At 30.0% G+C, this 14,284-nt stretch carries 14 protein-coding genes and 1 tRNA gene; 4 read left to right on the forward strand and 11 right to left on the reverse strand.

Translation table 11 applies throughout. The features are described 5' to 3' along the window. Nucleotides 1-22 precede the first annotated feature (22 nt). From CQA75_RS02930 to alaS, 3 genes are read right to left on the reverse strand one after another with little or no spacing between them, the layout of a single operon-like run. Nucleotides 23-1,945, reverse strand: a complete 1,923-nt coding sequence (locus tag CQA75_RS02930; RefSeq protein WP_137623568.1) for a penicillin-binding protein 1A — start codon at nucleotides 1,943-1,945, stop codon at nucleotides 23-25. Next, nucleotides 1,942-2,493 (reverse strand): septum formation inhibitor Maf, encoded by a 552-nt coding sequence (maf, locus tag CQA75_RS02935; RefSeq protein WP_137623569.1) that lies wholly within the window; start codon nucleotides 2,491-2,493, stop codon nucleotides 1,942-1,944. The genes CQA75_RS02930 and maf overlap by 4 nt, the downstream gene beginning before the upstream one ends. Beyond that, on the reverse strand, nucleotides 2,487-5,021 hold the full coding sequence (gene alaS / locus CQA75_RS02940; RefSeq protein ID WP_137623570.1) for an alanine--tRNA ligase: 2,535 nt from the start codon (nucleotides 5,019-5,021) through the stop codon (nucleotides 2,487-2,489). The genes maf and alaS overlap by 7 nt, the downstream gene beginning before the upstream one ends. 114 nt (nucleotides 5,022-5,135) lie before the next feature. Between alaS and CQA75_RS02945 the strand changes: the two genes are divergently transcribed. Genes CQA75_RS02945 through hemH form a run of 3 tightly spaced genes read left to right on the forward strand, consistent with a single transcriptional unit; the run spans nucleotide 5,136 to nucleotide 7,975 of the window. Then, nucleotides 5,136-6,209, forward strand: coding sequence for a DegT/DnrJ/EryC1/StrS family aminotransferase (locus CQA75_RS02945; RefSeq protein ID WP_137623571.1), 1,074 nt, complete (start codon nucleotides 5,136-5,138; stop codon nucleotides 6,207-6,209). A gap of 3 nt (nucleotides 6,210-6,212) precedes the next feature. Further along, nucleotides 6,213-7,073, forward strand: coding sequence for a Gfo/Idh/MocA family protein (locus CQA75_RS02950; RefSeq protein ID WP_137623572.1), 861 nt, complete (start codon nucleotides 6,213-6,215; stop codon nucleotides 7,071-7,073). Next, entirely contained in the window at nucleotides 7,070-7,975 is a 906-nt protein-coding gene (gene hemH, locus CQA75_RS02955; RefSeq protein ID WP_137623573.1) for a ferrochelatase, read from the forward strand. Before CQA75_RS02950 ends, hemH begins: the two co-directional genes overlap by 4 nt. Here the strand turns inward: hemH and mnmH are convergent. From mnmH to CQA75_RS02990, 8 genes are all read right to left on the reverse strand, one after another. Then, complete coding sequence (mnmH, locus tag CQA75_RS02960; RefSeq protein WP_137623619.1) at nucleotides 7,965-8,969, reverse strand: tRNA 2-selenouridine(34) synthase MnmH; 1,005 nt, start codon at nucleotides 8,967-8,969, stop codon at nucleotides 7,965-7,967. The two genes, hemH and mnmH, sit on opposite strands and share 11 nt — an antisense overlap. Next, nucleotides 8,959-9,444: an HIT family protein gene (locus CQA75_RS02965; RefSeq protein WP_137623574.1), complete on the reverse strand. Its 486-nt coding sequence runs from the start codon at nucleotides 9,442-9,444 to the stop codon at nucleotides 8,959-8,961. The genes mnmH and CQA75_RS02965 overlap by 11 nt, the downstream gene beginning before the upstream one ends. 9 nt (nucleotides 9,445-9,453) lie before the next feature. Continuing rightward, on the reverse strand, nucleotides 9,454-10,164 hold the full coding sequence (locus CQA75_RS02970) for an indole-3-glycerol phosphate synthase TrpC (protein WP_407920020.1): 711 nt from the start codon (nucleotides 10,162-10,164) through the stop codon (nucleotides 9,454-9,456). Beyond that, nucleotides 10,149-11,426, reverse strand: coding sequence for a tetratricopeptide repeat protein (locus CQA75_RS02975; RefSeq protein ID WP_137623575.1), 1,278 nt, complete (start codon nucleotides 11,424-11,426; stop codon nucleotides 10,149-10,151). The genes CQA75_RS02970 and CQA75_RS02975 overlap by 16 nt, the downstream gene beginning before the upstream one ends. Further along, nucleotides 11,399-11,773, reverse strand: a complete 375-nt coding sequence (locus tag CQA75_RS02980) for a YkgJ family cysteine cluster protein (protein WP_137623576.1) — start codon at nucleotides 11,771-11,773, stop codon at nucleotides 11,399-11,401. The genes CQA75_RS02975 and CQA75_RS02980 overlap by 28 nt, the downstream gene beginning before the upstream one ends. Continuing rightward, nucleotides 11,763-12,467, reverse strand: a complete 705-nt coding sequence (locus tag CQA75_RS02985) for a tRNA1(Val) (adenine(37)-N6)-methyltransferase (protein WP_137623577.1) — start codon at nucleotides 12,465-12,467, stop codon at nucleotides 11,763-11,765. Before CQA75_RS02985 ends, CQA75_RS02980 begins: the two co-directional genes overlap by 11 nt. Before the next feature lies 1 nt (nucleotide 12,468). Beyond that, entirely contained in the window at nucleotides 12,469-12,612 is a 144-nt protein-coding gene (locus tag CQA75_RS09130; RefSeq protein WP_171000070.1) for a hypothetical protein, read from the reverse strand. A gap of 93 nt (nucleotides 12,613-12,705) precedes the next feature. Further along, nucleotides 12,706-12,781, reverse strand: a tRNA-Phe gene (locus tag CQA75_RS02990). A gap of 154 nt (nucleotides 12,782-12,935) precedes the next feature. Here CQA75_RS02990 and CQA75_RS02995 point away from each other — a divergent pair. Beyond that, on the forward strand, nucleotides 12,936-14,279 hold the full coding sequence (locus CQA75_RS02995; RefSeq protein ID WP_137623578.1) for a TrkH family potassium uptake protein: 1,344 nt from the start codon (nucleotides 12,936-12,938) through the stop codon (nucleotides 14,277-14,279). Nucleotides 14,280-14,284: the final 5 nt, after the last annotated feature.

Consider the following 14,284-nt stretch of genomic DNA (forward strand, 5'->3'; position numbering starts at 1 on the left):
AGTAGAAATTTCTACTTTCAAATTAAAACAAAATCTCATTTTCATTTAAATTAATATTATTTCTTGGCAAAGGTGATTTATCTGTATAATAAGCACTTTTACCTTTATAAGTTCCTTGATAAACTCCATTTGGAATGCTGAATTTTCTTGTTGTATTTGGGAATTTCTCTATATATTGAGTTAAAAAGTCCTTAAATACTGGCGCTGCAGTTCTAGCTCCGCTTTCTGTATAACGCATTGGCTTATTATTGTCATTTCCATACCAAATCAATGCTTCAATCTCTGGAGTAATCCCACAAAACCAAGCATCGACATTTTTATTTGTCGTTCCCGTTTTTCCAGCTATATCTATACCTTTAACCTTAGCATTACGACCTGTTCCACTTTCTACAACATTTCTCATCATATCAAGCACTAAAAAGCTTTGTTCTGGATTACTCACTCTATGTTCACTTGAGTCAAATTTCATGATCACTTTGCCATCTTTATCTTGAACTTGCCTTATAATTTGAGGTTCTTTTATCACCCCATAATTTCCAAACATAGTATAAAATTTAGAATACTCCAAAGGAGAAATTCCAAAACTTCCCAAAACTATAGATAAATTCGGTGGAATATCTTTAAAACCAAATTCCATCAATTTAGAATAAAGCACATCAAGTCCGATATCAAGTGCAAGATTAATCGTGGCAAGATTTCTAGAACGCGTTAAAGCTTCTTTAAGAGTGATCAAACCTAGGAATTTTCCACCATCATTTTTAGGTTTCCAAACCTTACCTCCACCTGAAAAAATTCTAGAAATATCCGCAATTTCACTCATAGGAGAATAACCTAAATTAATCGCCACTTGATACACAAAAGGCTTAAAAGAGCTTCCTGGCTGACGCATACTTTGAGTAGCACGGTTATAATTGCTTTTTTCATAATCCACTCCACCAACAAGCGCCAAAACATCACCACTTTGATGATTAACAACCACCATGGCACCATTTAAAGTACTTAAATTTGCATCTTTATCACGCTTTACAATTTCATCATAACCAAATTTTAAAGCATTTTGTGCCATTTCTTGAACATCTAAATCAATATTTAAAGTGATTTTATAACCACCCGTTCTTAAATCCTTAATACTAGAACTAAGTTGCTTCATCACCTCATCAACAACATAGGGAGCGGCATTTTGTGTTAAGGTATCGTTATAAATTTTAGGCACCTCTTTCATAGCACTATCATAATCACTTTTAGAAATCCAACCTAAACTATACATTCTTGTTAAAACATTATTTGCCCGTGAAATAGAAAGATCTAAATGTTTGGTTGGATCATAGCTGCTTGGTGCTTTAGGAATACCAACTAGCATTGCAATTTCTTTAAGACTTAATTCGCTTAAATTTTTATGAAAATAGCCTTGTGCAGCAGTTTTTACGCCATAATATCCATGTCCAAAAAAGATAAAATTCAAATATCTTTCTAAAATTTGTTCTTTGGTTAGTAAGGTTTCAATTTTATAGGCAAGTAAAGCTTCTCTGATTTTCCTTGTGATGGTTTTTTCTGGAGTTAATTCTGTATTTTTTATAAGTTGTTGAGTAAGAGTAGAAGCACCTTCTACAGGCTTACCAACATTTTTTATCACCTTCAATCCTGCTCTAAAAATAGCATCAATATTAACACCATTGTGCTCAAAAAAACTCGTATCTTCAATCGCTACTAAAGCTTCAATCAGACGTGGAGGCAATTCATCATACTTTGCGTAAAAGCGATGCTGTTCAAAGATATTGGCGACTAATTTTCCATTTCGATCAAAAATTTGCGTTGTAAGCGGTGGTTTATATTCTTTAAAGGTATAATCTTGAGTATCCACACTTGCAAAGAGATATCCAACATAAATAACACCTGCGATTAACAATAAACCAAAAAATGAAAAAATATATCTTAAAATTTTCATAAATAAGCCTTTAAAGTTTGGGTATCAAGCCCTAAAGCTGTACTTGAATTTCCTATTTGTTTTTTTATAAATTGCCCATGAAAGCCTTCATGCATAATGCAACCTGCCTTACCTTGAAAAAGATTATTTTCTACATAATCTTTTAAGGCATTTTTATCAAATTCTCTAAAATAGAGCGTTGTTTTAGAAAGAGAAAAAACTCTTTTTTGAGTATTAACCAATAAAAAAGCACTCAAAATACTTGCACTTTTACCATCTTGTAAAGTGAGCATTTCATAAGCTTCATTTTTATCCTTTGCTTTGGTTAAAATTTTATCTCCTATACAGACAATGCTATCAGCAAAAAGCACAGTTTCATTTAAAAAATCTTTTTCAAAAGCAGCAAGAAATTGTTTTTCCTTTTGAAGAACGACATTTTGAACATATAAACTTGCTAAAATATTTTTATTTAAATTTTCATCATAATCAAAAGCAATTTGCTTAAATTTAATATTTTCCTCTTGGAGCAATTTTGCCCTCGAAGAAGAACTTGATGCGAGAATTAACATTGAATTGCTTTTTCTATATGATCCAAGCTTTGTTTTAAAGCTTCATCAAGTTTAGTTATATCTTTACCCCCTGCTGTGGCAAAATCATCTCTTCCACCACCATTTCCACCTAAAATTTGCGCCGCTTCTTTAACCAAAACTCCAGCTTTTAAAGGAGCGTCTTTTACTCCAGCTGCAAGAAGAACTTTACCCTCTTTTACTTGAGCAAGTAAAATCACAGCTTTACTAAATTTATTTTTAAAATCATCAATCATAGCTTTAATATCTCCGTTTTGGATACTTTCAACGCAAATTTGTATCCCATTAATATTTTTTGATTTTAATTCTGTTTTATTTGAATTTCTTAATTCTTCTTTTAAGATAATAATTTCGTTTTTAAGTTTTTTTATCCCATTTAAAACATCATTATTTTTTAATTCTTCTTTGATTTTAGCCATTTCATCAAGCTGATTTTTTACAAATTTTAAAGCCGCTTTAGATACAACCGCTTCTATGCGTCTTATGCCTGCACTCACGCCACTTTCTTTAACGATATAAAAACTACCAATCTGTGCTGTATTTAAAACATGAGTTCCACCACAAAGCTCTTTACTTTCTCCTAAAGTTAATACGCGAACATTATCTTGATATTTTTCATTAAACAAAGCTATAGCTCCGCTCTTTTTTGCTTCATCTAAAGACATACTTTCAAGCACTGCATCGCTTGAAAGTATAATCATTTCATTGACTCTTTTTTCAATGCATTCTAGCTCTTCTTTACTTAAGGCTTTAGGATGGGTAAAATCAAATCTTAATTTATTAAATTCTACCAAAGAACCTGCTTGAGAAACATGACTGCCTAAAATTTCTCTTAAAGCATGATGTAAAAGATGGGTTGCTGAGTGATGACGTGCGATTTGCTCTCTTTTTTCAAAATCAATCTTTGCTTTTATATTATCATTGATTTTTAATTCTTTATTAGCATTTACAAAACTAAGATTAAGTCCAAAGAATTTTTGAGTGTCTAAAACCTCACAATCATCTAAAAATCCCACATCAGCACTTTGCCCACCACTCGTTGCATAAAAAGGAGTTTTTTCAAGCATCACCCAACCTTTACCCTGAAGGGATGAAATTTCTTTAAAATTTTCATCTAAAAGAGCAAGAATTTTAGTTTCGCATTCTATTTTTTCATAACCAACAAATTCATTTTCTCCAAATTTTTCAAGTAAAATCTTAAAATCACCGCTCGCATTTTTACTTCCACTTCCTTTCCAAGAAGCCTTAGCACGCTCTTTTTGTTCTTGCATTAAGGTTTCAAATTTTTCCTCATCCACTTTAAGATTTTTTTCTCTAAGCATATCTTGAGTTAGATCAAGCGGAAAACCATAAGTATCGTAAAGCTTAAAAGCAACTTCTCCGCTGAAAATTTCTTGAGTGTTTTTAAGCTCTTCGTTAAAGATTTCAATTCCATTTTCTATAGTGCTTAAAAATCTTTCTTCTTCAAGCCTAATTTGCTCTTTAACAAATTCTTTTTTTTCATTTAAATAAGTGTAATGATCTCCCATCAAATGACAAACTATATCAACTAATTTATACATAAAAGGCTTTTTAAATCCCAACAAATAACCATGTCTTAGAGCGCGACGCAAAATTCGTCTTAAAACATAGCCTCTACCTTCTTTATCAAAATTTGTCCCTTGGGCAAGTAAAAACACGCTAGAGCGTATATGATCAGCGATCACTCTAAAACTTGCACCACTTTCATATATATATTCTTTTTTACAAAGTTTGGAAATTTCATCAATAATTGGCATAAATAAAGAACTATCAAAATTACTGAATTTTCCTTCCTTGATCGCCATAACTCTTTCAAGACCCATTCCTGTATCAATACTTGGCTTTGGTAAAGGGCTTAAAGTTCCATCAGCACTTCTTTCATACTGCATAAAAACAAGGTTCCAAATCTCTAAAAATCTATCTCCATCCCCGCCCATATAATCTTCATCGCTATTAAAATGCTCAGCACCTTGATCATAAAAAATTTCACTGCAAGGACCGCAAGGGCCTGTATCACCCATTTGCCAAAAATTATCCTTATCTCCAAATTTATAAATTCTTTCTTTTTCTATGTGCTTTTGCCAAATTTCAAAAGCTTCATTGTCATCTTGATGAACGGTTACATAAAGTCTATCTTTAGGAAGTTTTAAAATTTGAGTAACAAATTCCCAAGCATAAGAAATCGCTTGTTCTTTAAAATAATCTCCAAAGCTGAAATTTCCAAGCATTTCAAAAAAAGTATGGTGGCGTGCTGTATAGCCAACATTATCTAAATCATTGTGTTTTCCACCCGCTCTAATACAAGTTTGACAGCTTGTTTTTCTTGGAGGATTTGGACGCGGAATTTCTCCAGTAAAAATACTTTTAAAAGGTACCATACCTGCGTTAGTAAAAAGTAAAGTTGCATCATCAGGAACTAAAGGGCTTGAAGGGGTGATTTCATGTCCTTTAGAAGCAAAAAAATCCAAATAAGCTTTTCTAATATCCATAAAGACTTCCTAAAAGAATTTTTATAAAATCATATAATACCAAAATTACTTTAAATTAAGTAAAACTAAACTACAATAAATATTTTAAAAACTCTTAAAAATGCAAAGGTATATATGAATTTCATTAATCTCAATGCACAATATTTAACTTATAAAGATGAAATTGATGCTGAAATTCAAAGCGTTTTACAAAGCTCTTCTTTTATAGGCGGATTAAAACTAAATGAATTTGAAAAGAATTTAGCCAATTTTGTAGGCATTAAACACGCCATAGGGTGTTCAAGTGGAACTAGTGCTTTGTATTTAGCCTTAAGAGCCTTAGATATTAAAGAAAATGATGAAGTGATCGTTCCTGATTTTACCTTTATTGCAACAGCTGAAGCTGTAGCATTAGTAGGCGCAAAACCTGTTTTTGTGGATATCAACCTTGATAATTACAATCTTGATTTTAAAGCCGTAGAACAAGCTATCACATCTAAAACAAAAGCGGTTATTGCTGTGAGTATGTTTGGGCAAATGAGTGATTTAAAAAATTTAAATGAAATGCTAAAAAATAAAAATATCACTCTTATCGAAGATGGGGCACAAAGTTTTGGTGCAAGTTTTAAAGGAGAAAAATCTTGCTCTATTGCACCTATTTCTTGCACCAGCTTTTTTCCATCTAAGCCTTTGGGTGCTTATGGAGATGGAGGAGCCATTTTTTGCCATGATGATGCTTTAGCACAAAAAATAAGAATTTTACTCAATCACGGACAAACCGAGCGTTACAAGCATGAATTTATAGGTATAAACGCACGTCTTGATACCCTTCAAGCAGCTATTTTAAATGTGAAATTAAAACATCTTGAACAAGAAATTGAAAAAAGACAAATTCTAGCCAAAATCTATAATGAAAATTTAAAAAACTGCGTGATTCCAAAAATCGATAGCAATGCTAAAAGTGTTTATGCACAATATAGCATTTTAGTGGAAAATAGAGCAAATATCTTGCAAAAATTTGAAAAAGCCAATATACCTTATGCTATTCATTATCCAACCCCGCTTCATAAACAACCTTGCTTTAAAGAGGCAAATCATTTAGAAGTTAAAAATTCAAGCTATGTGAGTGAGCGTATTTTATCTTTACCTTTTTCAGCTTTTTTAGGAGAAAAAGAGCAAGAGCAAGTTATTGATCTTTTCAAGGATTAAAAAATGAAAATCGGTATAATAGGCCTTGGTAAAATGGGGCAAAATCATCTCAATGAGCTTGCTAGAAATTCTCATTTTAAAATCAATGCCCTATTTGATCTTTATCAAAATTCAAATTTAAGCCAATTTGACAATATTTTTTTCGATAATCTAGATGAATTTATAAAACAAAATAATGATATTATTATTATCGCAACGCCTACAAATTCACATTTAGATATTGCAAAAAAAGTTTTAAACTCTGCAAAAGCACTGCTTATAGAAAAACCTTTGGCTTTAAATTTAGCACAAATTGAAGAATTAAAACAAATAGCACAAAATAAAAAAATAGCTGTGGGCTTTTGTGAGCGTTTTAATCCTGCTGTTTTAGCCTTAAAGCAAAATTTAAAAGATGAAAAAATTATCAGTATAAACATACAAAGATTTTCACCTTATCCACAAAGAATTAATGATGTTGGGATTTTACATGATCTAGCCGTGCATGATCTTGATTTGATTCGCTTTTTAAGCCAAAAAAATATCACAAAAACCAAGATTATCAAATGTTTTACTCAAGATAAAAATAGAGAAAGTGAAAGTATCTTAGCTTGTGAGCTTGAAGGGATTATAGCTTCTTTGCATCAAAGTTGGAATTGCTCTTTAAAGCTTAGAAAAATTCATCTTATAACAGAAAATCATTTTTTTGAGGCTAATTTGGCTGATTTTAAATTGCTTAAAGACGGCAAAGAAATTCAAATAGAAAAAAATTCTCCTTTATTTAGTGAGCATCAAGCTTTAGCGAATTTAATCAACAATAAAGAACATTTCCTAGCAAACATTGATGATGCCTATGAAGTCCAAAAAATCTTAGAGGAAGAAAATTGAAATTAGTTTTATTTTTAAACATGGGCGGAGCCACTCATTTAGAAGATTGTAAAACTTTTTTAAAAAATATGTTTAATGATCCTTATATCTTAGGAATTAAAAATAGATTTTTAAGGCGATTTGTGGCTTGGATGATAACCTTATCACGCACCAAAACCATGCAAAAAAATTATATTAAAATGGGCGGAAAATCTCCTTTAAACGAAATTACACAAAATTTATGTCACAAACTCAACTCCTTACAAAATGAATTTAATTTTGATTTTGTCAATTTATACGTCCCGCCTTACGCTAATGAGGTTTTAAAAAAATATTCCTTAAATTCAAAAGATGAAATCATCCTTTATCCACTCTACCCTCACCACTCTTGCACCACGGTAACTTCTTCACTTGAAGTTTTGCAAAGAGAAATTGAAAAATTAAACATCACTAGCAAGATTAAAATAATGGATATTTTTTATAAAGATGCAAATTATAATCAAATGATTATTTCTCATATCTTAGATAAAAAAAATCAATTTGATGCCAAAACTCTTATTTTTTCAGCCCATTCTTTGCCAATTTCTCTTATACAAAAAGGAGATTTGTATGAAAAACATATTAATGAGCATATTCAAATTTTAAAAGAAAAACTCAAAAATCATTTTGAAGAAATCATTCTTTCTTATCAGTCTAAGCTAGGGCCTGTAAAATGGCTAGAACCTAGCACAAGCGATATTTTGGCAAAACTTAAAAATAAAGCCTTAATTTATCCTATATCTTTTTGTATTGATTGCTCTGAAACTATCTTTGAACTAGGTATGGAATACAGACATTTAGCTGCTAAAGATTACTCATTAATTTCTTGTCCAAATGATAGTGATGAATTTATTGATTTTATTTTAAAATCTCTTAAAAATTAATCCTATGCTTAATTTTTAAAAAATTCAAAAGCTCTTCTTTAGCCTTTGAAATATCATCGGTATTGAGTTTAAAATCTATTTTTTCTGGCTGTTTATAAGTTTTATCATAATATTCTAAAAGCATTGTGATAAGTTTATTCCACTCTTTTTTTTCGTAATTTTGAAATAAATCTTGCTTGAAATTGGCACTAATATAAGGAGTGATTTTTGCAACACATTCTTTAAATTTTAAAGAAGTCATTTTATTTTTATAAAATTTTTCAATTCTTTTAATGCGATTTTCCAAAGAACAAAAACAATAAATTTTAAAAGCATTTTGCATACTCTCATAAAGCTTTAAAGGTAAGATTATTTCTCCGATTTTACGACTTTCACTTTCAATAAAAGCAAAATCATTAATCTTACTAATCTTATCAAAAAGTAAAGATTCAAAAGCTTTTTGAGTGGGTTGATCACCCAAAATATTTCCAAAAGAAGATCCTAAATGATTTGCCATTTTTTCTAAATGAATGGCATGAGGTAAAGATTCTAAAAGCTCACTTTTTCCACATCCAGTATTTCCACAAAGCGAAAATAACTTCAAATTTAAAGTTTGATCAAAAAAATTCAGTAAAAAAGCCCTATAAGCTTTAAAACCTCCTTTTAAACGTACTACTCTATAGCCTAATTCACTTAAAATAACCGCTATAGATTTAGAACGCAATCCACCTCTAGCGCAATAAATTCCAACTTTAGATCCTATGCGAAATTCTTGAGTGATAATAGGAATATGACAAGCCATATTGGCACAAATATAGCTTGCGCCCTCTGCTTTAGCTAAAGCCTGATTTTGTTTATAAAGTGTCCCTATTTTTTTATGTTCATCATCATTTAAAGCATAAAAATTTAAAGCTCCTTGAAGATGAGAATGGGTAAATTCTTTTGGACTTCTTGCATCGATTAAAAGATCAAATTTTTCTTGATTAAAATTTTCAAATTCTAATTCACTTAACATTGTTAAAAGCATTAACTAATTTATAATACACATCTTTTAAATCTGTACCACAAACCCTAGTTTCTCCTATAGTTGTAATAAAATTAGTATCTCCAGACCAACGAGGTACCAAATGATAATGACAATGCATCGCAATGCCTGCTCCTGCATCTTTACTTAAATTCATCCCGATATTAACACCACTTGCGTGAAGTTCGTTTTTTAAAATCTTAACGCCTTCTCTTACCCAATAACTCATTTCTTGCCAAATCGCCTCATCCAAATTTTCTATATGCTCTTCATGTAAATAAGGTATGATCATAAAATGTCCCGCAGAATAAGGATAGCGATTCATCACAGCAAAACAATGCTTAGCTCTAAAAATAACGCCTAATTTTTCATCATCATCTATTTTATTAGCACAGTCGCAAAAAGGACATTTACTCTTTTCTTTCTCAAAATATTCACTTCTCCAAGGCGCGTATAAGTATTGCATTGAATTTCCTTAATGATTTACATTGCTTATTAAAAAAGCATCTATGCCTAATTTTTGTAAGTATTGTAAATTTTCTTCATCATTTACACTAGCAATAATGATTTTAGAATTTGGAATTTGACTGATGAGTTTTTCACATACTTGCACATAGTTTGAAAAATTTTCATCCTCATTACAAATACTTACAAGATCAGCTCCAGCTAAAATCGCCTTGCTTAAATCCTCTTTATCGCAAATTTCAACCAAAGCTTCAAGTCCTAAATGTCTTGCAAATTCAAGCAATTTTTTAAGCTCTTTAGTGCTTAGCATTTTAGCGATCAATAAAATAAAATCTCCACCATAGACTAAGGTTTCTAAAATTTGATACTCATCGATAATAAAATCTTCTCTTAATAAAGGAATTTGAGTGTAGCGACGTATCATACTTAAATTTTCAAGCACGCCATTAAAATGCGGCCAAGTAGATATAGAAAGAGCAGCCGCTCCTTTTTTTTCACTCTCTAAGGCTAAGGGTAAATTTTGATTTAAATCCTCTTTAATTTGAGGGATCAATTTTATCTCTTGATCTATTCTTTTTAAAGCCTTATGCACATCTTTAGGAAAAAAAGGATTTGAAGCTAAAGATCGACCCAGCATATCATAGGGTAAAATCTTTTTTCTCTCTTCAAGTTCTTTTTGAATTTTTTTATAAATTTCATCTCGTTTTATAGCTTTAAACATTTTTTTATTGCCTTTATATGAGCTTTACTTTCTTTAGAATTTGAAAACTCTTTATCTTTAAAAGTTTTTTTCAAAATTTCCCAAGCCTTATGACAATCTCCAAGCTTATAATATCCCCAAGCCAAAGAATCCAAATAATACAAATTCTGTGGATCTTTTTTCAAAGCAAGTTCTACAAATTTAATCCCTTTTTTAACATCTAAATCATAATCAATCAGTAAATATCCATAATAATTTAAATACAAATCATTAGTATTTTCATCAATCGCTTTTTCAAATTTTTCCTTTACAGCTTGTATGATTTTGGGTGTAATTTTTTTCTTTAAACTCGCATCTTCAAATTCAAAAACTGCAGCACGCAAAAGGTATTCTTTATTGTGAGTGCGTTGATAAACCTGCATACTTAAATCTTTAGCTTGATTATAATATTTTAATTTTTGATATAAATACAATTTAATATCATCATCCAAATTGTATTCTAAAGCGATATTTAAAGCTTGTTTGACTTGATTTTCAGAATTAAGCAACTCAACCGCTGATAAAATAAAATTCTTGCTTTTAGTGATTTCATAAAGCTGAAGATAAACCTCTACTAAAGCTTTATAATCTTTTTCATCGTTATAAATTTTTGCAAGCAAAATACAAGTTTTTAAAGTACAACCATTTGTTTTTCTAGAATTTTCTAGCAATTCTTTAATGCTAGCTGTATTATTTAAAATCGCATAAACGCTTACAAGTTTTAATAAAATTTCCTCATTTGAAGCATAATTATAAGCTAAACGATAGTATTTTGCAGCATTTTTAAGATCATTTTGCTTCACTAAAATATCACCATATAATTCTAAATTTCTTGGATCATTATTTTCTTTTTTTAAAAGCTCTTGCACTAATTTTTTAGCATTTTTAAGATCATGAGAGTTAAGATCATAAAGGGCACTAAGACGCTTAAGATTATCATTTTGATTTAAATAAGGCTTTGCTATTTTGTTGATTTCTTTTTTTTGATCAAGATCATTGACTAAAGTAATTAAAAATGCATTTTCTAAAAAATGAGTATTATTATAATCCTTAAAAAGCTTTAAAAACTCATCTCTAGCTTCTTTATTTTGGTGAAAATACTCATAATTATAAGCTTTCATCACCCTTAAATCAAATTCATTACTTTTAAATTTTTTATAATCAGGATAAACAACGACGGTTTTAGAACCAGCACAAGCACTCAATAAAATAGCGATTAAGATAAATAAGTAATTCCTATACATTCTTTTTTTAATTCCTCTTGATGTGTTTTAAAATATTCCCAAAAAGGAAAGGTGCGACATTGCATTGGACGATAATCATAAATTGAACAATTTCTATTTATAGGATCAAAAAAGATACACGCGTATCCGCCTTCAAATTCAACCTCTTTAAAACTCATTTTAAAACCCACTTTTCTAAGATATTTTAAAGCAAATTCTTCCTCACTTAAGCCTAAATATTCTCTTAATTTTTTAAGCTCCTCTTTACTTGCAAAAATATTACCGCTATCTCCAATGCAACATTTTCCGCCACATTTTTGACACGCATTTTCATCAAAGCAATAAGAAAAATCTTTTTTAAAAATCATAACTTTCCAATATAAACCTAGAGTGAATTGTTTGCATTTTTTGACTCAAATTTCCATTTTCATAAACAAAAAATGGGGGCAATATCTCGCAAAAAGACTTTACGCTTTTTCTAGCCTCAATCAAAACAAGTCTAGCTTTTTCATTTTTATCACTATGCACAAAACAAATTTTAGTCATTTTTAGCTTTTTCTTTTCTAAAGTCACACAAATTTTATCAAACGCTAAAACCTCATAGCAAAAATACAAAATACCCCTAGGTTTAAGCATAGAATTTGCCTTAGAAATAAATTCATCCAAAGGTAAATAGGATTGAAATTTACTGATATTTTTATGTAAATTTTGACTCTTGTAAGCTTCTTGTCTATAAAAAGGAGGATTAGACACTATAAAATCGAATTTTTTTTGGGTATTAAAATTTAAAAAATCATCGCAAAAAACCTCAGCTTCTATGTGATTGGATTTTAAATTTTGCTTGATGAGTTGCATGTTTCTTTCTTGGATATCGATCATTGATAGCTTGATTTTTTCATTAAATTTTTTAAGTAAAATGCCTAAAATTCCACATCCAGATCCAACATCCAATAATTCATTTTTTATCCCACATTTTAAAATAAAATCAGCTAAAATTAAAGAATCACTATTGTAACGATAGCCATCTTTTAATTGTGCTAATAAAATATTTTCTTGTTTCATTTTAATGAGTAGGAATTTTAATACGTTTTGTAGGATTTTCTTGACTTGTATTTTGTTCTTTTTTAATATTGTTTTTAGCAAAATCTAAAAAATTTTCCGCTAAAAGATTAAAATTTAAAAATAAAATAAGAAACAATAATCTCATTAATAAACCTTGAAATTTTATTTTCTTAAAATCATACACTAGAAATTTAAAATTTATGCTAAAAAATTTAAAGAAAGATTTGTAAAAAGAAAATGGTGGTTAGAGGCAGAATCGAACTGCCGACACGCAGATTTTCAGTCTGCTGCTCTACCGACTGAGCTATCCAACCAAAAAATATTTTCGCTTTTCTAAAGCTGAAGTTTAAAAAATGTAATTTTATCTTTTTTTCTTTAATCTAAGTTTAAATATAAGATTAAAATTTATTTGCCTTAAAGTTTTTATCAGATAGAATTCTTGCTTTAAAATTTAGAATGAGGATTTTTTTGAAACAATTTGGACTGGATAGGCGAACTTTTAAAATTTTATTAGCTGGTTATGTTATTATCGCTTTAATTGGAGCTGCCTTTTTGTATTCAAGTTGGGCTCATACAACTCCTATTAACTTTCTTGATGCCTTTTTCACAAGCACTTCAGCGATCAGCATGACAGGACTAGTTGTAAAAAATACCGCGACAGATTTTACACTTCTTGGACAAATTATTATATTAATACTCATCCAAATTGGCGGTTTAGGATATATGAGTATAGGTTTTTTTGTATATTTACTCATAAGAAAAAAAGTGGGATTTAGTGGTAGAAATTTACTAAAAGAATCCCTATTTTATCCGAGTATGGATGGACTTTTTAAATTTTTTAAAAAAGTTTTACTTTTTATTTTTATTATAGAATTAGCAGGTGCTTTGCTTTTAACCATGCGATTTGCCCTTGATATGAATTTTAAAAAAGCTCTTTGGTTTGGGATATTTCACTCCATTAGTGCGTTTAATAATGCTGGTTTTAGTATTTTTGAACATGGAATTTCCACCTATAAAAATGATATTGCGATTAACTTCATTATTACTAGTCTAATTATCATTGGAGGTCTTGGATATTTTGTTTTAGTGGAGCTTTATTTTTTTCAAAAAAAACGTTTGCCTAGCCTTAGTTTGCATACAAAAGTTGTTGTTTTATCGACTATTATTTTAATTATTTCCTCAACTTTAATCATCTTTGCTCTAGAATATTCTAATCCTAAAACAATGGGGCATTTTTCTTTGTTTGATAAAATCTTAAGTTCATATTTTACCGCGATCAATTACCGTACAGCAGGTTTTAACACTCTAAATATCAATCATTTAAACGATGCAAGTTTATTTTTTGGTTCTTTATTTATGGTTATAGGTGGGGCACCTGGAGGCACAGCTGGAGGGATGAAAATCACTACAGTCATCACACTTTTACTCTATGCATATTGGAGTATTAGAGATGGAAGGGTAAGGATCTTTGGATATGAAATTTCACAAGAAACTATATCAAGAGCTTTTGTTATAGCAATAGGATCAGCAGTTTATATCATAGTCGCTGTTATTTTGCTTTCTTTATTAGAATCTCATTTTAATTTCCTTCCTTTATTATTTGAAACCTCGTCAGCGTTTGCAACCGTTGGAATTTCAGTTGGCAATGGAGGAACACTTTCTCTTTGTGCCTTGTTTTCCAATCCAAGCAAAATCATTATCATTATTATGATGCTTAGCGGAAGGATTGGGGTTTTTGCATTTTTACTCTCTGTTTTTAAACAAGATAAAGCAATGCATATTAGATTTCCTGAAGGAAAAATCAACCTATAAAGGCA

The organism is Campylobacter taeniopygiae (assembly GCF_005406225.1).
Taxonomy (GTDB): domain Bacteria; phylum Campylobacterota; class Campylobacteria; order Campylobacterales; family Campylobacteraceae; genus Campylobacter_D; species Campylobacter_D taeniopygiae.

What these genes read in the sequence shown, in the direction of transcription:
- CQA75_RS02930 (WP_137623568.1), bottom strand. Translation starts at nt 1,945, where the DNA reads ATGAAAATTTTAAGATATATTTTTTCATTTTTTGGTTTATTGTTAATC.
- maf (WP_137623569.1), bottom strand. Translation starts at nt 2,493, where the DNA reads ATGTTAATTCTCGCATCAAGTTCTTCTTCGAGGGCAAAATTGCTCCAA.
- alaS (WP_137623570.1), bottom strand. Translation starts at nt 5,021, where the DNA reads ATGGATATTAGAAAAGCTTATTTGGATTTTTTTGCTTCTAAAGGACAT.
- CQA75_RS02945 (WP_137623571.1), top strand. Translation starts at nt 5,136, where the DNA reads ATGAATTTCATTAATCTCAATGCACAATATTTAACTTATAAAGATGAA.
- CQA75_RS02950 (WP_137623572.1), top strand. Translation starts at nt 6,213, where the DNA reads ATGAAAATCGGTATAATAGGCCTTGGTAAAATGGGGCAAAATCATCTC.
- mnmH (WP_137623619.1), bottom strand. Translation starts at nt 8,969, where the DNA reads ATGTTAAGTGAATTAGAATTTGAAAATTTTAATCAAGAAAAATTTGAT.
- CQA75_RS02965 (WP_137623574.1), bottom strand. Translation starts at nt 9,444, where the DNA reads ATGCAATACTTATACGCGCCTTGGAGAAGTGAATATTTTGAGAAAGAA.
- CQA75_RS02970 (WP_407920020.1), bottom strand. Translation starts at nt 10,164, where the DNA reads ATGTTTAAAGCTATAAAACGAGATGAAATTTATAAAAAAATTCAAAAA.
- CQA75_RS02975 (WP_137623575.1), bottom strand. Translation starts at nt 11,426, where the DNA reads ATGTATAGGAATTACTTATTTATCTTAATCGCTATTTTATTGAGTGCT.
- CQA75_RS02980 (WP_137623576.1), bottom strand. Translation starts at nt 11,773, where the DNA reads ATGATTTTTAAAAAAGATTTTTCTTATTGCTTTGATGAAAATGCGTGT.
- CQA75_RS02985 (WP_137623577.1), bottom strand. Translation starts at nt 12,467, where the DNA reads ATGAAACAAGAAAATATTTTATTAGCACAATTAAAAGATGGCTATCGT.
- CQA75_RS09130 (WP_171000070.1), bottom strand. Translation starts at nt 12,612, where the DNA reads ATGAGATTATTGTTTCTTATTTTATTTTTAAATTTTAATCTTTTAGCG.